At 56.4% G+C, this 19,992-nt stretch carries 15 protein-coding genes; 2 read left to right on the top strand and 13 right to left on the bottom strand.

What is annotated here, in order from left to right; translation table 11 throughout:
• Nucleotides 1–153: 153 nt before the first annotated feature.
• Together Pla100_RS15055 and Pla100_RS15050 are read right to left on the bottom strand one after the other, a co-directional pair.
• A complete protein-coding gene (locus Pla100_RS15055) occupies nucleotides 154–921 on the bottom strand; it encodes a hypothetical protein (RefSeq protein WP_146578540.1) in 768 nt (255 codons plus the stop codon).
• Entirely contained in the window at nucleotides 911–1,144 is a 234-nt protein-coding gene (locus Pla100_RS15050; RefSeq protein WP_146578539.1) for a hypothetical protein, read from the bottom strand. The genes Pla100_RS15055 and Pla100_RS15050 overlap by 11 nt, the downstream gene beginning before the upstream one ends.
• A 235-nt stretch (nucleotides 1,145–1,379) precedes the next feature.
• On the opposite strand from Pla100_RS15050, the gene Pla100_RS15045 reads away from it, so the two are divergent.
• Together Pla100_RS15045 and Pla100_RS15040 are read left to right on the top strand one after the other, a co-directional pair.
• Complete coding sequence (locus Pla100_RS15045) at nucleotides 1,380–2,210, top strand: serine/threonine-protein kinase (RefSeq protein ID WP_146578538.1); 831 nt, start codon at nucleotides 1,380–1,382, stop codon at nucleotides 2,208–2,210.
• Between the two features lie 491 nt (nucleotides 2,211–2,701).
• On the top strand, nucleotides 2,702–3,172 hold the full coding sequence (locus Pla100_RS15040; protein WP_146578537.1) for a hypothetical protein: 471 nt from the start codon (nucleotides 2,702–2,704) through the stop codon (nucleotides 3,170–3,172).
• A 96-nt stretch (nucleotides 3,173–3,268) separates the two neighbouring features.
• Here the strand turns inward: Pla100_RS15040 and Pla100_RS15035 are convergent, their stop codons facing one another.
• The 11 genes from Pla100_RS15035 to Pla100_RS31605 all read right to left on the bottom strand — a co-directional run bounded on the left by Pla100_RS15035 (nucleotide 3,269) and on the right by Pla100_RS31605 (nucleotide 19,963).
• The gene (locus tag Pla100_RS15035) at nucleotides 3,269–6,799 is read right to left on the bottom strand and encodes a DUF1583 domain-containing protein (RefSeq protein WP_197167967.1); all 3,531 of its coding nucleotides are present in this window, start codon (nucleotides 6,797–6,799) and stop codon (nucleotides 3,269–3,271) included.
• A gap of 291 nt (nucleotides 6,800–7,090) precedes the next feature.
• Nucleotides 7,091–7,306 carry a hypothetical protein gene (locus tag Pla100_RS15030; RefSeq protein ID WP_146578535.1) on the bottom strand — a complete coding sequence of 72 codons (216 nt, stop codon included), beginning with the start codon at nucleotides 7,304–7,306 and terminating at the stop codon, nucleotides 7,091–7,093.
• Nucleotides 7,299–9,995, bottom strand: coding sequence for a prenyltransferase/squalene oxidase repeat-containing protein (locus Pla100_RS15025; protein ID WP_231603139.1), 2,697 nt, complete (start codon nucleotides 9,993–9,995; stop codon nucleotides 7,299–7,301). The genes Pla100_RS15030 and Pla100_RS15025 overlap by 8 nt, the downstream gene beginning before the upstream one ends.
• 223 nt (nucleotides 9,996–10,218) lie before the next feature.
• Entirely contained in the window at nucleotides 10,219–10,641 is a 423-nt protein-coding gene (locus tag Pla100_RS15020) for an ExbD/TolR family protein (protein ID WP_146578533.1), read from the bottom strand.
• A 39-nt stretch (nucleotides 10,642–10,680) separates the two neighbouring features.
• Entirely contained in the window at nucleotides 10,681–11,706 is a 1,026-nt protein-coding gene (locus Pla100_RS15015; protein WP_146578532.1) for a MotA/TolQ/ExbB proton channel family protein, read from the bottom strand.
• Nucleotides 11,707–11,759: 53 nt separating this feature from the next.
• Entirely contained in the window at nucleotides 11,760–15,092 is a 3,333-nt protein-coding gene (locus Pla100_RS15010) for a tetratricopeptide repeat protein (protein ID WP_231603079.1), read from the bottom strand.
• 49 nt (nucleotides 15,093–15,141) lie between these two features.
• Nucleotides 15,142–15,600, bottom strand: a complete 459-nt coding sequence (locus Pla100_RS15005; protein WP_146578531.1) for a DUF1844 domain-containing protein — start codon at nucleotides 15,598–15,600, stop codon at nucleotides 15,142–15,144.
• 41 nt (nucleotides 15,601–15,641) lie between these two features.
• Nucleotides 15,642–17,297, bottom strand: coding sequence for a CTP synthase (locus Pla100_RS15000; protein WP_146578530.1), 1,656 nt, complete (start codon nucleotides 17,295–17,297; stop codon nucleotides 15,642–15,644).
• Between the two features lie 39 nt (nucleotides 17,298–17,336).
• Complete coding sequence (locus Pla100_RS14995) at nucleotides 17,337–18,335, bottom strand: aldo/keto reductase (RefSeq protein WP_146578529.1); 999 nt, start codon at nucleotides 18,333–18,335, stop codon at nucleotides 17,337–17,339.
• Nucleotides 18,336–18,575: 240 nt separating this feature from the next.
• Entirely contained in the window at nucleotides 18,576–19,085 is a 510-nt protein-coding gene (locus tag Pla100_RS31610; RefSeq protein WP_231603078.1) for a hypothetical protein, read from the bottom strand.
• Nucleotides 19,086–19,099: 14 nt separating this feature from the next.
• Nucleotides 19,100–19,963: a glycoside hydrolase family protein gene (locus Pla100_RS31605; protein ID WP_231603077.1), complete on the bottom strand. Its 864-nt coding sequence runs from the start codon at nucleotides 19,961–19,963 to the stop codon at nucleotides 19,100–19,102.
• Nucleotides 19,964–19,992: the final 29 nt, after the last annotated feature.

Here is a 19,992-nt window from a genome sequence, read left to right as displayed (position 1 = left end):
TACCCTAAAGGCGCGCTTGGTGAATAAGGCGGGTTGAAGAAAATGGGACAAGGGTGAACTGGCCACGTCACCCGCTTTCCATTTGTTGTTCATAGGTGCCCAACGCCAAGCAAAGATCGTACGTGGCTGGTGCGTAAGATTATGGGGTAACCATCAAGAGAACGATTCCCGATAGCTGGTGCGGCTTTGTTCGATCTCTTCGCGAATTTGCGGCAAACGCTTTTCAAAGAACAAGGCGTAGTTGCCGTCGGACTTCCAATGCTCAAGCGGCATCGAACCCCACAGGTCAATGCCTAAACCATAGGCATGAAGCCCGTCGGGAGTTTGCATCAGGGCGGCGATGCGTTCTACGGCTTTGAAGACACTGCGAGGCTGACTCGATTGATTGGCTAGCCATGCATGAATGACCAGCAGCATCATTTTGCAGTGCTTTTGATCTTGGCGACCCTGTTGAGACAGGCCTCGTAGGCATGCCAATTTCGATTCGAGCAACAGCAAGGGGTGCATCACATTGAGTTCGCAGTCGATGCCCGACTCTCGCGGAGTCCATGCAATCGCCGTTCGGCTCAGTTCGGAACTGCTAACACCAAAGACGCCGGTCAAAACATCGATGACCAGCCCACCATGACCCTCAACAAAAACTTCTATAACCGCTGCATTGGGACTGGGATCGGTGCCATCGTTAAGCTTTCCGCGACCGCCAAGAATCGCCAGCAGTCGCTTTGCTTCAACTCTGCCACCATAGAAATCTAGGTCGCAACTGGTGTAGGGACGATACGACCGAAGGCTCGATTGAAGATCCTCAAACCGCATCGCCCATAAATTGACAGCTTGGCCACCGACGATAACCGCTCGCCATTTTTCGGTTGCTAAACGACGAAAAATGGCCTGCAAGTCCTCAATTGAGAATTCACTCTCCATCGTCGACTTTCTCGTCAAGAGCCTGGCTCCCAAACCACAATGCTGCGTCGTCCTCAGCTAGGTCGCCCGGCCATGCTAACTGAGAATCATCCTTCACCGTCCAATGCGTCGCATTGAGGATCGCTTCAGCCTCCGCTTGCGCGGTTTCGGGTGGAAGTTGGCTTAAACGCTCGCGATCAGCCGTTTTAAGCCGATGAGCGTAACGCGAGAGTGATTCGTCCATAGCAGGTGCAATTTGAAAACAGTTCAGCTCCACGCCGCGCTAACCGACCGCTGGCAAGCGACTGACCGACACGCATTCTACCCGCGCATTCACAGGGGATCGAGCGGATTGCTACATTGTTTGCGTAAATCTTGTCGGGCCTGCCGTCCGTTTTGCCATGCAAACGATGACGCTTCAAGCAGGTCAAAACCAAGACAGTACCAAAGAACACTAACTGGAAAACGTTCGATCGAATATGAGCACAGCCCGAGACATTGACCGCATTTGCGATGAGTTCGAAGCCGCTTGGCAGGCGGGCGAAGTGCCGAAGGTGGAGGAGTTTTTGGAGCGGATCGATCAGGAGTATCGGCCGGCGCTGCGGGAGGCGTTGATGCCGCTGGATTTGACCTATCGCGGTAAGCTCGGCGAAACGCTGGATTCAGGGACGGTGCCTGGGCCGGTGAAAGCGGACAGTGGGTTTGACGTCACGCTCGATAGCGATGCGGATGGACCGGAACTCTTGGCGAGTCCCGCTACGAGAGCTACAAAGCGAGTCAAATACTTCGGCGAGTACGAACTGCTCAGCGAGATCGCTCGCGGTGGTATGGGCGTCGTCTACAAAACACGGCAAGTGAAGCTGAACCGGATCGTGGCTCTGAAGATGATCCTGTCGGGCGAGTTCGCCGGCAGCGAAGCGGTTCAGCGATTCCATAGCGAAGCCGAATCGGCGGCGAACTTGGATCACCCCGGCATCGTGCCGAATTATGAGATCGGCGAGCATGAAGGCCAGCATTACTTTTCGATGGGCTTCATCGATGGCCAAAGCCTGCAAGGCAAACTCGCTGCTGGTCCGATGCGAGCGAAGGAAGCCGCAAGACTCTGTAGCAAAATCGCCGAAGCGGTCGCGTACGCTCACTCCAAGAACGTCATCCACCGCGACCTCAAACCGGCTAACGTCTTGATCGATGGCAACGGCGAACCGAAGGTCACCGACTTTGGCTTAGCCAAGAAAGTCGAGGGCGACAGCGGCCTGACTCGCACCGGTGACGTGATGGGCAAGCGGCAACGAAGATGCCTTCGTTGGTGATCTACGGAATCTTGGTTCCTGCGATTTTCATTTTCTTTGCGTTCATCAATGTCTTTCCAGAGAGGGTTCAACGAACCGAGTTACCGAATTATCCAGCGGGTGTCTTGTTTGTCATCTGGGCAGCATACTTCGTGTTTGCTGGACTTGTTTTTCGGTCCTTCCCGGCGGAGTCGAACTTCGACGACCATTCACGCTACACTCGCGCAGTACATATTGCTTTGCTCTTCGTTTATACGTTGCTATCACTCGCCTGCATTTTTCCCAATTGTTTCGGCAGGAGTGATCTCGTAAGCAGCACCTATCAAATCTCGAGTCCGTCGTCGAGAATCTTAGCGACAAGACTTACCAAGATGCTTTAGTCGCAATCATTTTGCTGCGTCAAGCCAAACGAGTCGTACAAAACTAACGATTAAAGTTGGATCACATGCTTTACAGTTTCGCATGCAAGCAGTTTGCATTGAACTATCTCTTCCTTCGTGTCTTCGATAACCATGAGCGACCAACCTTCCCGACCTCTCAATGATCACATGATCCAAATGCATCGCGCTCGCTTGGAGGAGGTCGAAACAGACGATCTGCAACTTGAAGTCGACAACGCGGAGCGATCGGAACTGTCGCTTGAAGAAATCTATGCGATGCGATTGATCTTGGATGCGCGCGGACTTCACCAGTACCGTCCGGAACCGCGCCCCGTACGTGAGAAGCTAGCACCGCAAAAATCAAAAACAGAGAAGCAAAAGTTCAATTTCATAAAAGCGCCGTGCATTCACTGCAATGCCGTCGCTATCGTCCCCAACGTTTCTGTCTCGCAAACCGCAGAAGCAGGAAGCACGGGGCTTGAGTACAAAGGTTGGGGCATCTTTACGGGCAGTGAGCCACTACTCGCCGACGTCTGCACGCGGTGCGGAACGATCAATCGCTTCTACGTCCGCAATCCAAATCGGGATTGGCTACAAAAGTAGGCTCGCGTGCATTGTTTTCGCAGTCCCGCGATCTGTCCACTCCAGGAGAGTTCAAAGGTTCTAACTAGCAACCCATTGCAATGCCACCGAACTGCGTCACAGAGGATCATTGGAAACCCATGGAATCTGTTTCGGTGCACTCTTGCCGCAGATGGCCAGCGAGCGGCCATCGGGCGACCAGGCGGCTGTCAAAATCGTCCGGTCACTCGGCTGATTCGGTAACAAGACGAGGCCGCCCGTATTGAGATCGATTTCATAAAGTTGGCTTTCTTTGGCATTACCGCCAAGGGTGGGAACCACCAAACGCTGGCCATCGGGTGACCAGGCCAAGTCGCCACCTCCATATTTTAAGTTAGGAACCAGAACTTTCAGGTCAACCGGGTTGGACAATCTCACGACGGCGATCTCATCCCCGGAGCCGTCGCGTCGTCTTCCTTTGAGTGCGATCTGTCTAGCACTTGGCGACCAACACATGTTCCAGTAAATGTAGCTGTACCGTGAAGCGTTCGCTCCTTCTAGGATAGCGGTGCTGGTTGATTGCTTCAGATCCCAAAGATAGAGGTTACCGCCTTTGCTGTAGGCCAATCGATTCCCGACCGGTGACCATTGGATACCCCAACCGTTTCGATCTAGGATTCGACGATTCGAGCCGTCCACGTTGGCGATCCCGACGCCTTCACCGGCTGCCGAGAATGCGATCTGCATGCCGTCGGGCGAGAACGTCGGCATCGATCCGAACCCGATGTCGACCGGTTCGCCTCCCGAACGATCCACGACCATCAGCCTCGATGTGGTGGTCCCTCCGCTATGTTGATCGTACGCAATTCGATTGCCAACAGGCGACCACGCCGGTGACCCGATATGGGGCATCTGTTTGGAAGACGCTGCCAACTCACGAATTTCGGATCCGCCGATCGGAAAGTCGATGGGAAAAATGGAAAGGGTGGAGACTGCTTCGGTCTGTGAGGCCACCATCATCTCTTCTGCCCGAATGGTGATGTCCTTCCATACCGCCGACGTTGTTCCCGCTCCTTTCGAAATACACAGAAGCTGAATGCCGCCCACCGGTACATCGGCGGTCGAGGCGGTCTCCCGATGGATCACCTGCCAAAGGTTTGTGTCGCCTGGAGCAAACAAAAACGCAACCTGCTCGCCACGTCTTGCCACTCGCAGACGACCTGACGTCGATTCGTCGGTTTGCCGATCGGTCATGAAAGCCGCCGTTCCGTCGGGATACGTCAGGTTGATTGATCCCATCACGTGCGTCCCCTGCTTGGACGTGGATGCGAATGCGGTGAGCAATTTGCGTTGGAAATCATCATCAAGGGAAACCATCAAGGCGATCCGTGCCATGTCGGCTGATTCAGGCAGTTGAACGTTGGAAACCGACGCAGTCACATCAAAGTCACCTCGAATCGCGAATTGCGGCGTCGCCGCCACCTGTTTCCATGGTCCACGAGATGTCGCGAACATCGCAAGTCCTTCGCTGCTTTGAATGGTATCTCCATTCTGCCGAAGCGTCTCGGCGTTGAAGTATCGAGCCGTTTCGTTGACATCGTCGAAGGCATGAGTGAAAACGGTTTTGAGCTCAGCCAAGCTTTCGTCAAGTCGATACGGAAGCGGATCGGCGAGTTGCTGAAAGTCGGGAAGCTTCTTTGGCCAGTCGCCTTCGAGGATGATTCGACGCACCCGAATCTCTCCCTGATCGGCGAAATGAAAGAGACCAAATGTGCGATCGTTGTTGACGTTGATTTCGCGTTCGTAAACCAATTGATCGTTCAGTCGCAAACGAAGCTCATTGCCTTGAACCTCAACGCGAACTTGATTCCAAGCCGATTCGCGAAGCGGAAGATCGCCATCATGACGTTGGTTCTCGTGGATCAGTTGCAAGTTGTCGGGCCGTAACTGCGTCCGATCAAACCGACCATCGGTCACCCAATGTTCCGCAACTCCTTGTGGGGTTAGCACAAAGGCCAGACGGTCAAGAACTGGTGAAGCACAGACGACATTGGAATCGTAGTAGAACTCGTATTCGACGCTGGAATCTTCCACAAGCGGTCGAAAATAGCGGGCCAAACGCTCGTAATAGGATTCTGGAAGGTCCGGACGTGCCGAACCGATTATCCCGATTTCGCCGCTCGCTTCCTGGAATGACTTCCAACTGTCATCACTGGATTGAAGCGAGCCGCTGAAATAGTCATTCCAACCAGACAGTTCTGGTGAAGACGACAACGAAACTTGTTCTAAAACTTTCGGTGTGCCTTCGATTTTCACATCCCGAAATTGAGCAGTACTTTTGTACCAGCTACGAAACGCCAACCAGGGAGCCGAACCAGCGTCTAGCGTTCGTTCGTGAACAAGTCGGCCATTCAAAAAGACTCTTTCATTGGACTCGGAAATCTCGGCCCGGTAATTGACCCATGGCCCCGATTTCTCAAATGTTTTGGTTACGGGGATTCGCTCGAGGGAACCGCCCAACTCGCCGGTCTGAATGTGATCAAGCTGATAATCTCGTCCAACGAATCGACCCGCGTTGAGGACTTGGCCTAGTTGATAGGTCGACAGTTTCGCCGCAATGCGGTAGTTGCCTTGCAAAGGACTCACGAATGTCAAATAGTCCACGTCGGGGCCACACAGATGGGCAACGGATTCTAATTGATCTCGTTTCCATTGAGCGGTCACGGCACCGTCGCCCCTCACTGACGCCGTTGCTGGAGAAACGGAGTGCCATTGATCGAGCGTGCTGATGTCGTCGTCATCGGCCGGCATCGCCCGCCGTCGATCGTGAAGGCAAGCACTGAGAAACTGAATGTCGCGCAAACAGGCCAACGGAAGTCGGGAATCACCATCGGCAACGTAAGTCGAATGAAGGCTTGCGATCAGATCGAACACGGCTTGCGTCGCTGGGAGCTCATTGACCCTGCGATGAACCACCAGCAACGCCGGCCAAATCGGTGTAATCGAGTCGTCGTCGATGCTTGGCAGCGTGATCAAGTGGTTGATCGATGCTTCAGCGTTGGCGGGCTGATTCAGTTCGAAATCGATTAAAGCTAGAAGAGCGTGCGACGCGTTCAGATCATCCGAATCCTCTGGTTTGGCACTCTCGACACGACGGCGAAGATCAGAAAGTTTCGAAAGAACTTTCGCTGTTTCGAGTAGATCAAAGACCGGTGAAACGACTCCGGACACACTCGATCGAAATGCGGGGTCTTCTTGAACCGGAGGCGGCATGTTCGCAGGAAGATAGCTCCCCGTCATGCGAAAGTTCGCATGGTGCTTGCTGGGCAAGATCCAACGGCAAAGAAATTCGTAGCGTTGCTCTGCAGTCATGGATGCCGCCTCCCGACGTACTGCTAACACGTTGTTAGCGATCACCTCTTCACCAATCAAGGATTGCTTGGTTCGATCGTCAGTCGGAAGGGAATGGCTCAACGGTTCGTCAACCAGCTTTCCAGTCGCCTCAAGTGCAAGCTCGGGTTGTCCGGAACGAAGCCGCTTCAGGACGGCTTCCGATTCAACCGAGTCGACGTCTTGTCCATTGGCGGACCGAGGACAGAGGGCATAGTCGAGACAAAACACGACGATGATTGTGCCAATCGGGAGGGCGTGTCTGAGAGCGAAAGGCATGGCAAATTTCATTGTGATGGTTGGGGTATTGCGAAGATTGGAGTGGATTCCCTCGCTCGCCGGCGTGTTGGTTGAGTGCACGTATGGGCGTTTTCGTTTAACGGCAAGCCACAGGCGCCCGCGTTTTCAAACTCTGTCGCCTGCGGCTTGCCGTTAAACGACTCAATCAACAGCCCGTCGCGCGTCGGGCTTGTATTAATTGCCTTAAAAAAAACGAATGCGGCGATAACTGACATAGAAAGGCAGCTTTGAGATGCTCAAGAGGAATGCGATTCATCCGTTGAGTCCGGACTATCGCACCAAGTCTTGATGGTCCAAGAATATTTCCGGTGGCAACTCAGTGTAGTACATCGCCGCCGGGTCGATTTTCTGCTGACGCAATCGTTGCAAGTACGCTTTTGTCGAATCGCGGTCGGACAGCCATGGCAAAATGACCAACCATGTCACCGCGATGCCGCCGACCCAACCGATCATCTTGAAGACACGGCCGCGACGGTCGTTATTCATCGCCGGCGGTTTCTTCGTAGATGGGAAGGTGCCGGTAGTAGACTTCCAGATTGAGCAGGTTCATCGCGCTAACGTACAACCGACCGCCGTGCGGACTCCAACGATCCGGCACCGGGTACTCCGGATCCCAACTGCCCGCTTCGGGACCGCGTTTGATTTGGCTGTCGATTAAGACCGGATTGAGATATCGGTTCCATTGGTCCCAGTACTCACCGCCCATGTGGAACATGACCTGCGTCGCGTAGTACCAATAATAGGTATCCCGTTCCGGGACGCGGCGAGTTCCGACGCTCGGCGGGTATTTGAGAATGTAGTCGGCGGCCGATTGCATGTCAGGATTGTCGCGGCTCCATCCTGTGTACATCCGCATCAAGATCCCGACGGCGGTCATCGTCGGCGTCGGCTTGCGTCCGTGAGCTTGTTGCGGTGTATTGGGCGCGAACGGATTGTAAACGTAAAGATCGCGGCGGGTCGGGCTGACCTTGGCCAAACTCAGCCAACGTTCGATGCCTTTATAGACGTCAGGGTTGACTTTCAATCCGGACAGATCGCCGCTCTTGAGCGCCATCATCATCCAACCCGTAACGCTGGTATCGCTGCTGACTTGGGGCGTGTAACGCCATCCGCCACGGCGCGTGTGTTGCGTGGCGGCAATGTAGTTCAAACAAAGCTGTGCCGGCTCGCGCAGTTCGCTGTCTTGGGTCATGCCGAACGCTTCGCACAACGCCAACGACGCGATACCGTGCGAGTACAACGCCACGTTGGAATCACTCAGCGGGTTTTCGCTGCGGTAGAGATTGCCGTTGGTCTTTTGGTTCTTGATGAGGAAATCGAGTCCTTTGGCGACCGTCGCGGCGTATTGATGTTGGCGGTGCGTGTAACCGGCGCCCTGGAAAGCCAACAAACACATGCCGGTTGCCGCCGTGTCGCTTTGCAGCAAGACGTCTTCGCCGTGACCCTGCAGCGACCAACTGCCGTCTTGATTTTGCAACGAGGCTAAGTAAGCGAGCCCCAACTCGATGGCTTCTTCGGTTGCGGGACCGACCATGCCTGCGGGAGCCGGAGCGGCGCCTCCGTTGGTTCGTTGGACTCGTCGGCTGAATTGTTCGACGGCGGCGATCGCCATGCCTGCCGGCGTGACCGGGCCGCCGACTTCACGCCGAGCCCTCGGGGCGCGGGTGAGGTCCATCGATGCCATTTCGACCGGTTCGTCCGAAGGCACCATGCCGGCTTGTTCGGCGAACTGTTTGGCCAATCCGACCGGTCCTTCGGGCGCAACCAAATCGAACACCGGATCGGCGGAGGAAGACAGGTCTGGTAAGCCGGATGCCTTCTCAGGTCGCTCGCGATCGGCTTCGGCTTTGGTGTCGCGTTGGGCCAAGTCGGCCATCATGGCGTCTTCGTCGCCGGCATCACCGGCGGCCGCTTCGGCCTGGGCCAACATCTCGGAAATCGAACCCACGTCGGGGGCCTGGCCGGCGGCTTCGCCTTGCGTTCCGCGACCGCGACGCAGCGACGCCCGCGGTCGACTGAAGTCTTGTGAACTCAATTGGGGCATGCCGGCCATCGATGCTAATTCGCTGCGCTGCGGCAAGTCTCCCGTGGACGTGTCCGGCGTGGTGCTGAGGTTGGCGCTGGAAGCGTCCGAAGGCAACGCCGAAATCTGTGCCCCGATGGCTTCGCTGTTTCGCTGCATCGGCGTGTCGATCGGCGAGATCATCCGCTCGGCCCCGACGTCGAGTTTCGCGACCGCGACCGTCGGCGGGGCGGGCGCCGATCCGGCCGGCGAAGCTCGATCGGGCCGAAGTCGTTGGCTGCGATCTCGCGAAACACCCGACGTGCCGACTTGGGGCATCGCATCGGCGAGTAGCCGCATCGACGGGGTCGGCGAGGGTGTCGGGTCGATTTGCGGGACATCGGGAGCGGCGGCAGCGGCGGTGGCCAATGAGGGGCTCCGCCTTTGCTCAGGGCGTTCTCGCGGAGTCGTGGCCTTCTCGGCGCGAGCAACTTCAGCCGCCGGAACGGGGGTGGTCTCGACCGTCGGAGCTTCCGGTGCCGATTCTGCCGAGATGTTCGGCACGTCGCGCTGAACCCGCCGCCGGGCCAGCTTCGACGGCGTGTCAGCCGGCTTAGGCTGAGACATTTGCGGCTCAGGGCGTTTCATCAAGAACTTTTGTGGCGCGTCCTGTTGCGGTTCGCTCGGCTGGGGGACTTCGATCCGAGGTGCCGATCGCTGCACCGGAGGCAACTGGCGTTCTTCACGCGGGATGACTCGCGAAGTCGTTTCCGCGTCGACGGGCTGGGACCAATCCGGCGTCACCGACTTGGTCTCTTCAGGTTTTTGGAAGAGATATTCGGGTACGGTTTTGCGGATCGGCGAGCGTTCCGGCTTGACCCCCGCGAACGCTTCGGGGAAGTAGTGCGGGAAAATCACCCAACGCAGCGCCAGGATCAAAAGCAACAAGTGGACGATCGTGCTGAATAGAAAACCGAGCTGGATCGATTTTTGGACGTACTTCGACGCGATCAATCGCAACGTCGCCGACAACCCGACCGTGATCAAAGGGACCAAGATCAAGTAGGTCCACGCGTTGTACATCAGCCGCGGTTCGTCGAACGCGAGGTTCGTGAAAACCATGTAGATCACGAGCCCGCCCAACGCAGCCATGCCGACATCGAGAGGCCACATCGTTTCGGCTTCTTCGACGTCTAACGTTTCGGGTGGCAACAGTGGGTTGCTAGGTGCGGGCACGGGTTGTTTTTAGTGGCGAGTGGCGAGTGGCGAGTGAAGATTGAAGAGTGAAGAGTGAAGAGTGAAGAGTGAAGAGTGAAGAGTGAAGAGTGAAGAGTGAAGAGTAGGCTGGGTCGCAGTCGCTTCGACGGAGACCCGGCAGCGAACCATTCACCACAAACTACCCTGAGGGGCCGTCTTTGGTGGTTACGGAGTAGTCACTGACTCCGGTTCGGTTGCAGACGTCCATGACGTTCACGACGGGCTGAAAACTGGCGGCTTGATCGGCTCGGATCACCACGGTTTGGCTGGTGGGATTACTCGCAACGGCGTTCTTGAGCACTTCTTCGAGTTCTTCCATCGGAGTGACCTTGCCACGCAGATAGATCTTGCCGGTTTCGTCGATGTCGACGACCACTTCTCTCGGTTTGCTCGTCATCGGCACGGCGCTGGTGGCCGACGGCAGGACGATATCAAGCCGACGCTCTTCGTCTTCGAACTCGCTCGTCACGAGGAAGAAAATCAACAACAGGAACACGACGTCGATCAACGGCGTCAGGCTGAGCGTTCCGGCGATATTGGATCGTTTGAGTTCGACGGCCATTGGATCGGATATTGGGATTGCGAGTGAGCGATGTTCGGATCAGTTCTGCGTCGCGACCGGCGGCGGTGCGGGGGAACCGTTGGAATGGCTGTGTTCGATCGGCGGCGTCGGTGATCCCATCGGTGGCGGAGGGGTTCCTTCCATGGGCCTTAAGTTGCCTTCGTAATCGAGCTTGGATCGGCCGGCAAATCGGGCCAAACCGGGCGCGATCGCGAACGCCAGCTCTTCGATCCGTTGGAACAATTTGGTGATTCGGTTCTCGAGGTATTGGGCAAAGATGGCCGCCGGAATTGCGACAATCAATCCCGCGAGTGTCGTCACCAGCGCCGTGTAGATGCCCTCGGACAACTGTTCGGAACGACTGCGATCGGCCGTCAAAGTGCTCGATTCATGGAACGCGACGATCATTCCCCAGACCGTACCGAGCAAGCCCATCAGAGGCGTCGCGGCGGCGGCGAGGGTGAGCCAGCGGACCAACGACGCGTACCGGTCGGCCTCGCGTTGGATCGTTTCGGTGCCGGCTCGTTCGATTTCACCGAGCGGTTGGCCGGTCCGCATCAACATCGACTGGATCACACGCGAGGCCGGTGAACGGTGTTCTTGGCAAATTTCGAACGCGGTCGTGGGTGGAAACTTGTCGGGGGAGACCATCAGGTCACCGAGTTGTTCGACCAGTCCTGGAGGAATGATTTTCTTAGTCCGCAACGAAAGCGAACGTTCGACCGTTAACGTCACCACCAACATGCTCATCAAACCGATCGGCAACATGAACCAACCGCCGCGGGTGATCAATGACAGCAGATCGATCCCCGAAGGCTGGTCACTGCCGAGCTGCTGTCCTTCAGTGGGGGCTTCGTTCATCACCGATTCGATGTCCGACGCGTCGATCATCTCGGCAGCGTTGCCGGCCTCCTCTTGAGCATGAACCGACTGACCAACGAGCAGCGGGTTGGCAACGATTGAAAGCAGCAACGCCGATGCCAGGATCCAAGTCCAGACACTCGTTCGTCGGCTTGACCGAATCGGGTTTGATTGAGTTCGGCTCAGATTGGAATGGCCATTCATGGCGGTCCGCTCCGACCGGGGCGAGAGAAAACTCATGCGATTACTTTGGTTCATCAGTTAGCGGGAAGGGACCGCAGCCGTTCTTGAGCTTTGGCCGCCAGTTCATGGTTGGGATGTTTCTCGATCACGTAGCCGTAAAAATTCCTCGCGTAGCCGCGGGCCTTTTCTTTGGCCGATTCGGTCTGTGCGGCATCGACAAGTAGTTCGGCACATCGGCCCGCCTCGAACCCACTCTTGGCCTGCCAGTTCTGAATTTCCGGCGGAGCCTTCTCTGCCCCGAAGCCGAACATCACGCGTTGAAACTCGGGGATCGCTTTAGAGAATTCTTTTTGGGCAAAGTAGATTTCGCCCATCATGAACCGAGCCCTTGCGGCGAGTTCGTTGCGGTAATTGTCGGCAACCTGGGAATACAACCGGATGGCTTGATCATCGTTGCCCGCCTGTTGATGAGCAAATCCGGTTTCATAGAATACTTGGGGCAAGTACGTCGTGGCAGGAAATCGCTCACGAAGAGCGTCATACCAATTGATCGCCTGGTCCCAATCTTTGATTTGAGCGGCGGATTGACCGCCGTGCAAAAGGGTTAGCTCGCGGACTTGGCGTTCGGCCGGGTCTCGAATCGTTTTGGCATCGTCGCCGTCGGCTTCGATCTTTTCACGTGCCTTGCCGTAGGCTCGCAACGCCTCTTCAAACCGGTCTTGTTTGAAGCGAGATTCGCCGACCATCATCATCGCGTCGAGATACAACTTACCACCGGCGGCCTCGCGAAATTGACGGACGAAGGTGGCTTCGGCTTCGGCAAACTTTCCGGCTTTGAATTGCGACCATCCCAATCGGTACAGTGATTTTTCGAGCAGATCGGGATCGTCGGCTTTCGCGGCGGCCGTTGCGAACGCGTTGGCGGCGAGTTCCCACTTTTCCTCGCCGTAGTAATTTTGGCCCACGAAATAAGCTGCTTCGCCGAGCAGTGCGTTGTCGGGGTACCGCTGCATCAGCAATTCGAACTGTTCGATCGCCGCCGCGTCGTCGCCCGCTTCACGCAACGACCACCCGAGTTCATAGATCACCTTGTCCATGCCAGGATAGTCCGGCACGTTCTTGGTCAACGTCATCAGTTGGTCGGCGGCGGCTTTCGCATTGCCGAGGCTTTGCTCGACGAGCGATAGTTCATACAAGCCATGACCGCGATGGATGCCCTCGGGGTTGGTTTGCAAAAAACCGGTCAGGTCTTCTTTGGCTTGTCCGTATTGCTTGAGGTTTCGAAATGCGATCCCGCGTGCGAGCAATGCGTCGTCGAGGATCGGGTGTTCGGGAAAATTGGAGATCACTTGCCCGAGTGATTCGGCGGCGGCCTCGTATTGTTCCGCTTGCATCTGCGCCCAGCCTTTGCCGTAGCGGGCGAATGGGATCAATGCGGGGTCGCGTTTGGATTCCAAAATCGGATCGAATTGGCTGATCGCTTCGGCGAAGTCGCCCGCAGCACTGGCCGCTTGACCGATCTTGTAGCGGGCTTGATCGGCGACTCGGGTTTGCGGCGACTCCTCGACGAGTTGTTTCCAAATGCCCAGTGCGACGTCTGGGTTACCGGCGGTCATTTGAGCTTGTCCGGCGAGCAAGAATGCTTCATCGCTTCGCGACCATGTCGGGTCGGCTTCACGGCTGGCTTTGAAATTTTCGGCCGCTTGGGATGCGTTGCCCATTTGCATGTGAGCCTGTCCGGAGATCAACAGCGCCTCGGCTTTTTGGCGGCCGGTGGTCAGCGCGTCGAGGTTCTTTTCGACCAACGTGATGGCGGCTTGCGGCTGCTTGGCGGACGTCATCGCCGTGACCGCTCGCAAGATCCACGTGGCTCGTTGTGGGTTGCCGGCGTAATTCGAGTTGTCAATCAAGGCGTTGTATTGTTTGGCCGCCTCGGTCGCGTTGCCCGCCATCAGGTTCGCTTCGGCGCTGATGAACTGTGTATCGGGTAACAATTCCGACGACGCATAACGTTGTTCGAACTCATTAGCCAAACGAATCGCTTTGTCGTGATCGCTCAGCGACAAGGCCGTGAAGGCGGCGTTGTAGAGCGCCCTTGGGGCGAGCGGCGAGGTCGGGGCTTTGTTCGCGAACTCTTCAAATTTTGATAATGCTTCGGGCAATCGGTCCTTCATGAACGACAACGCTTCGGCGGCGTCGAGTCCTAGGTTGAGCGCGTACTCACCTTGGACGCCGATTTCTGTCCGGCGACTGACGATATCGTAGGCGGCTTGGGCGGCTTGGGTCCGTTCGGTCGAGCCTTCTGCGGCGGCGTTGGCTGCGGACAGTTCGATGCGCGCGAGCCAGTGAGCGGCTTCGGTCGCGGCGACCGGATCGTCGCCGGCGAGCACTTGACGAAAACTGGTGGCGGCCGCCTCAATGTCGCCGGCCTGGTAGCGGGTTTGAGCGGCCGCCAACAAAGCCGCCGACGCATAATCGGACTTCGGAAACGTCTCGATCAAGGTCTCGTATCGCCGAGCCGCTTCCTCGGGTTTCTTTAAACGGACGTAAGCGTACGCTTGGCGAAACATGGCGTAGGCTTGATCATCCGGGGTCGCCAAACCCGTCTTGTCAGTGATGACTTTTTCGAAGTTCGATGCGGCGGTATCGTAATCGCCACCGCCGACTTGCAAATCACCTAAACGCAGCAGCACGTCGACGACTAAATCCGTGTCAGAGCATTCTTGCAGTAATTGCTGGTAGGACTGCGTGGCACCGGCGGCGTCTTGGATTTCTTCCTGAGCGACTCCGCGGGCGTACAGCGCGTCGCAGCGTAGCCCGGAATCCTTCGCTTCTTCGAGTTGCAATAGTCGGCTGTAGGATTCGATCGCCTGTTTCGGCTTGCCCAACGAGTACGCCGATTCGCCGCTGTAAAAGTAGGCTCGATCTTGGTAACGGGTTTTAGGGTTTTCTTTGAGCAGTTGATCGTAGGCGGTCAAGGATTCTTGCAACAAACCTTTGTCAACTTGATCTCCGGCAATCGCGGCCGCGTAAAAACACCAGCCTCGGTTGGCGAGACTTTCTTCCCGCAATTCGTATTTTTGGTCCTGCAAGGCAACGCCGAATGACCGGGCCGCTTCGATCAACTGCGGGGGATCGCTCTGCATGTAGCAAACACCCAAATAGTGCGCCGCTTTCGGGGCGAGTTCGTGTTGCGGGTACTTTTGCAAGAAGTCTTTCCATTGCGTGATCGCCAGATCGATCGCACCGTTGGTTTGGAAGTTCGCCGCATCGGCGTAGATCGACATCGCCGCCGGATCGGCTTGGGCTTCTTGAGCATTGACCCGATGGCCCCAATTCGGTGCCGACGCCGAAAGGACCAAAGCGAACATGACCAAACGAAATCTTGAGAGAGGAATGCGTGGCATCGACTTGGTTCTTGTGGATTCGTATGAGTTGGTGGCGAGTTCGGATCGGTTACCCGCGGACACTGACATAGGTCATTCGTAGCGCGTGCAAGGCTTCGCCGACCATTTTAGTTTCCTCGTTGGTCAGATTACCTTTCGTTTTTTCTTGAAGCATCTCGAGTGTATCGATGGTGTGTTTGGCCATCGGCTTGTCGATGCTAGGGGTCTCACCCGACGGCCCAGGAATCTGACCGAGCGCCGAAATCGCTTGGGTGAACAACATCGAAACTAAGACTTCAAAACTTGCCGGAGGCAACGCCGGTTGAGAGCGTGGTGCCTCGGATGATGCGGCGGCCGGTAGCGGCGAGTCCGATATCGCATCGTCCGTTTGGGCGGGCGGGGAAGCCGCGTCGGGCGTTCTTCCTTCCGACTCGTTTTTTAACTTTTCCTTTTCTTGTGCAACCTGCTCTTTCCAATCCGAATCAACGATGATCTTGGGTTCGGACGGGGTTTCGTTGGGGTCGTTCATGATATGGCGTGTGACAGCGAAGTTCGACTGAAGCCACCAGCTTAACTACTGACGGTTTGGGATGTTTGAGTGTCCATCTCGTCGGTTACGCGTTTTTGCCGACGACGGATCGCCGCCGCAATAAAACCAGCGAAAAGCGGGTGTGAAGCGAGCGGTTTGCTTTTGAATTCCGGGTGGAATTGAGCACCCACGAACCACGGATGCGAAGGAATTTCGATAATTTCAACCAAACCGCCGTCAGGGCTCAGGCCTGTGAACGTCATCCCGGCGTCTTCGAACGCGTCGCGGTACTCGTTGTTGAACTCATATCGGTGACGGTGGCGTTCGGCGATCGCTTCGACCCCGTAGGCTTCGTACGCTTTGGAACCCGGTCGCAGCCGTGAGGGCTGGCTACCCAAACGCATGGTGCCGCCCATTTGGGTGACGTTTTGTTGTTCGTCGAGCAAACAAATCACCGGGTGCGGGGTGTTTTTGTCGAACTCGGTCGAGTGGGCACCCTCGAGCCCCATGACGTTGCGGCCGTATTCGATGACGGCGGTTTGCATCCCCAAACAGATGCCGAAATAGGGCACCCCACGTTCTCGCGCGAACTGGATCGCTTGGACTTTGCCTTCGACGCCGCGTTCGCCGAACCCGCCGGGAACCAAAATGCCGTGAAAACCGCTGAGTAACCGCTCGGCACCTTCGCGTTCAATATCACTGCTTTGGATCCGGCCGATACGAATTTGAGCGTCGTGGGTCATGCCGGCGTGATCGATCGATTCGTAGATCGATTTGTAAGCGTCACGATGTTCGGCGTACTTCCCGACGACGGCGATCGACAATTCGTGACGTGGGTTGCGAAGTCGGTGCAACAGGTCGGTCCAGGGCGTCATGTCGAGGCTGCCGGCGGAGGTCAAACCGAGCTTTTGCACGATCAATTCGTCAAGCTTGTTGTCGACCAAAGAGATCGGCACTTCGTAGATCGAAAAGTCCTTGTCCTTTTCTTCGATCACGGCCTCGGTTTTGACGTTGCAGAACAACGCGATTTTATCGCGATCTTCACGGCTGATGGAACGTTCGCAGCGGCACACCAGGATGTCCGGTTGAATGCCGATCTCGCGGAGCTGGCCGACGGAGTGTTGCGTCGGTTTGGTTTTCAGTTCATCGGCGGCCTTCAAGTACGGCACCAGGGTTAGGTGCATGTAGAGGCAGTTTTCGCGACCGATGTCGAGCGAAAACTGGCGAATCGCTTCGAGGAAAGGCAAACTTTCGATATCGCCGACGGTCCCGCCGATCTCGGTGATGACCACATCGACGTCATCGCCGCCCATCCGTTTGATGACCCGTTTGATCTCATTGGTGACGTGCGGGATGACTTGGACGGTCTTGCCCAGGAACTGGCCTTTGCGTTCCTTTTCGATCACCGAAAGGTAGATCTGGCCGGTCGTGTAGTTGCAGTCCCGGTCTAATTTGCCGGACGTGAAACGCTCGTAGTGGCCCAGGTCCAAGTCGGTTTCGCTGCCGTCGTCGAGGACGTAGACCTCGCCGTGCTGGTAGGGACTCATGGTCCCTGGGTCGACGTTGATATAGGGGTCGAGTTTTTGCATCCGAACGCGGAGCCCGCGTCGTTCCAAAACCATCCCAATCGAAGCGCTCGTCAACCCTTTGCCGAGAGAACTGACCACGCCGCCGGTAACAAATATGTGTTTAGTCATGTCCGTTGATGATACCGCAGCGTGAGGATTGCGAAAGTCTCATTTCCCCCCGTACCAGACTCCGCGGAGCCATTGGTGCCGTCGCAACCGTTGCAGCACTTCAGGGGCAAAGTCCGGCAGTCCCGCCGTGGCGACGTTTTTATCGACCTGTTCGGGGTTCCTCATGCCGACGATGACCGTTGAAACCGCCGCGTGGGACTGCGAAAATTTGATCGCCGCGTCGGCCAGCGTGTAGTCTTCGTCGAGCTGGAATTCCTTCAAATCCGCCGCAATCTGATCGACCCGGGCCGCCGTCCGGACCATCCGGTCGCCAGCGAAATAACTGCTGCGGAAATCGTCGGCGGGAAATTCGTGGTCGGCTGCGTACTTGCCCGTCAACGCCCCCTCGTCGAGCGACACGCGGACGATCACGCCCGTGCCGGTTTCCGCGGCCACCGGCAATAGCTGAGCCGCCGGTTCCTGTTCGAACAAATTAAAAATCACTTGAACGACGTCGACCAAACCGTCCCGCATCAGTTGGACGACACAGTTTTGATCCTGTTCGGGCGTGCAAATCCCGATTTTGCGGATCTTGCCCTCTTCGCGAAGTTTCTGCAGCACGAGCAACGGTTGGGGGTCGTCGTTCCAGGCTCGCGTCCAAGAATGCAATTGCAATAAGTCGATGCAGTCGGTTTTGAGGTTTTTTAGCCGCTGTTCGACGTCGGATCGAACGTAGGCCGCCGAATAACGGTCTTGCCAACGGCAATACGGCGTCGGAGGCCAGGGGCCGCTTGAGGGCGGCGTTTTGGTCGCCACGTGAATCGTTTGGCGGATCGACGGAGGCAGTTGGACGAGCATGTCCGCGATCACCGTTTCGCTGCGACCGTCCCCGTATCCCGGCGCGGTGTCGATGAAGTTAATGCCCGATTCGATGGCCCGTTCCAAAGCAGCGACAGAATCCGAGTCGTTTTGCTGCCCCCATTGGCCACCCAATGCCCAGCCGCCAAACCCGATCACCGAAACCGGAAAGCCGTCACGTCCGAGTTGGTTTTGTTTCATCGCCGAAAAACCCATTGAATGCGGTAAGAGAGTGCAGTCTGACCAACTTAGCTTTCGTGGCACCCGGCATGAACCCCGGAGGCTTATGGCTATTGGCCGACAGCCTGCCGGGTGTTCGTCGCAGAGCCTCCTCCACCCAGCCTACCAATCCTTCACGCGGCGATCACAGATGTAGGCTGGGCCGCAGCGTTAGCGGAGACACGGCAAACCGCTGCCAATCGCCAATCCCTAACGACCACCCTACCCGTTGGCCAGTTGCTCGTCCGATTGGACCGGGGATTCGAAATGTTCGAGACTCAGGTCGCTGACCCGCACGCGAGTGCTTTCAACATAGAAACCGAGCGAGCCTTGTTGGAACGTTTGGTCTGCCAAAGAAAGTAAGACGCGATCGCCGACGGCTAGTTCGAGGTAGCTGCCATACGCGATGACCCGCAAGTCGACGCGGCCCCGTTGTTCTGGTGCCCAGTATCCCGCTTGCAACGTTTTGAACTGCATCATGTCCTCGCCACTGCCGTCGGGGCCACTGCCCCAAGCACGCAGTTGAGCCACGCCTTTGAACAGATCCAACGAAATGAAATAACCATCATGCGTTCGTCGATCGAGCCGAAAGATGATACCCGTCTTTCCTTCTTCGAGCAGTTCTAGGGTGGCTTCCATGCGAAAACAACCGAATGAACCCTCGAACGCGAACATCTGAAAACCGGCCTGACACTTCAGTTCAATCGGATCATCGATTGAAACCGAAGACACGCATTCTTCATTGATCAAATACCCCGATCGTCGTGACATATTCGCCCGGCATAATTGCCGGCGGCAAGCAACACGTTATCGGAATAGCTCCGCCAAGGTTCACCGATTTGGCGAGTGTGCCAGTATCGAATCTTGGCGTCCTCTCGCATGCTACCGATCAAGTAGTACTCGCTATCAAGCTTGAACAAGTTAGGCACTTCGATATCGTCGTACAAACCCGGGTGATGCAGTGGCGGACGCGCTTCGAATCGCCCTGGGCCGACCTCTTCCATCACCGCAACGCATCCGCGGCGCGTAATCGGACCGTGGTTAACGCGGGCCGAAGCCAACAGCCATCCACTTCCGTCTTCACGGAAGTAATACGGATCACGAAACGAAACCCAATGGCGGCCTTCGTCGATTTCGGACTCGTAATACTTCGGGTCCGATTCGAGCGGATAAGGGCTATCGAGGTCCTGCTCAAACGGCGGTTGTGGCGTCCGGCCGGGCAAGTCATAAGGCAGTTCGCTACGACGGTCCTGCCAATGCACCGGGGCTTTCTTCCATTCATACAAGTTATCGCTTTCGGCCATCCCGATGCGTTGTTTGAGTCCCTGATCGCGTCGTGAGATGCCGGTGTAAAACATCCGCCACCAACCTTTGCGAAACGGATGGGGTGTGACGTGGATGGTCCACAACATCGAGTCGTCCCAGGAACCAGGATGGCCCAAGAACAACGCGTTTTCGACCCGTCGCCACTGAAAACAATTGTTGCTGACCGCGTGGGCGATGTAATCGTGATTGGGCAAGACAAGATGAAATAAATGGTAGATCCCGTCGTGATAGAAGACATCAACGTCCCCCAAAGTTTTGCGTGTTCCGTTGATCTCTGAATACATATTGCGGTCGAATCGAAAGCTTCGGGGTG

This window comes from Neorhodopirellula pilleata (assembly GCF_007859915.1).
GTDB classification, from domain to species: domain Bacteria; phylum Planctomycetota; class Planctomycetia; order Pirellulales; family Pirellulaceae; genus Rhodopirellula; species Rhodopirellula pilleata.
This window is presented reverse-complemented; position numbering and strand designations above follow the sequence as displayed.

Coding starts and splice junctions, on each gene's coding strand:
- Pla100_RS15055 (WP_146578540.1), bottom strand. CDS start 921: ATGGAGAGTGAATTCTCAATTGAGGACTTGCAGGCCATTTTTCGTCGT.
- Pla100_RS15050 (WP_146578539.1), bottom strand. CDS start 1,144: ATGGACGAATCACTCTCGCGTTACGCTCATCGGCTTAAAACGGCTGAT.
- Pla100_RS15045 (WP_146578538.1), top strand. CDS start 1,380: ATGAGCACAGCCCGAGACATTGACCGCATTTGCGATGAGTTCGAAGCC.
- Pla100_RS15040 (WP_146578537.1), top strand. CDS start 2,702: ATGAGCGACCAACCTTCCCGACCTCTCAATGATCACATGATCCAAATG.
- Pla100_RS15035 (WP_197167967.1), bottom strand. CDS start 6,799: ATGCCTTTCGCTCTCAGACACGCCCTCCCGATTGGCACAATCATCGTC.
- Pla100_RS15030 (WP_146578535.1), bottom strand. CDS start 7,306: ATGAATAACGACCGTCGCGGCCGTGTCTTCAAGATGATCGGTTGGGTC.
- Pla100_RS15025 (WP_231603139.1), bottom strand. CDS start 9,995: ATGTGGCCTCTCGATGTCGGCATGGCTGCGTTGGGCGGGCTCGTGATC.
- Pla100_RS15020 (WP_146578533.1), bottom strand. CDS start 10,641: ATGGCCGTCGAACTCAAACGATCCAATATCGCCGGAACGCTCAGCCTG.
- Pla100_RS15015 (WP_146578532.1), bottom strand. CDS start 11,706: ATGAATGGCCATTCCAATCTGAGCCGAACTCAATCAAACCCGATTCGG.
- Pla100_RS15010 (WP_231603079.1), bottom strand. CDS start 15,092: ATGCCACGCATTCCTCTCTCAAGATTTCGTTTGGTCATGTTCGCTTTG.
- Pla100_RS15005 (WP_146578531.1), bottom strand. CDS start 15,600: ATGAACGACCCCAACGAAACCCCGTCCGAACCCAAGATCATCGTTGAT.
- Pla100_RS15000 (WP_146578530.1), bottom strand. CDS start 17,297: ATGACTAAACACATATTTGTTACCGGCGGCGTGGTCAGTTCTCTCGGC.
- Pla100_RS14995 (WP_146578529.1), bottom strand. CDS start 18,335: ATGAAACAAAACCAACTCGGACGTGACGGCTTTCCGGTTTCGGTGATC.
- Pla100_RS31605 (WP_231603077.1), bottom strand. CDS start 19,963: ATGTATTCAGAGATCAACGGAACACGCAAAACTTTGGGGGACGTTGAT.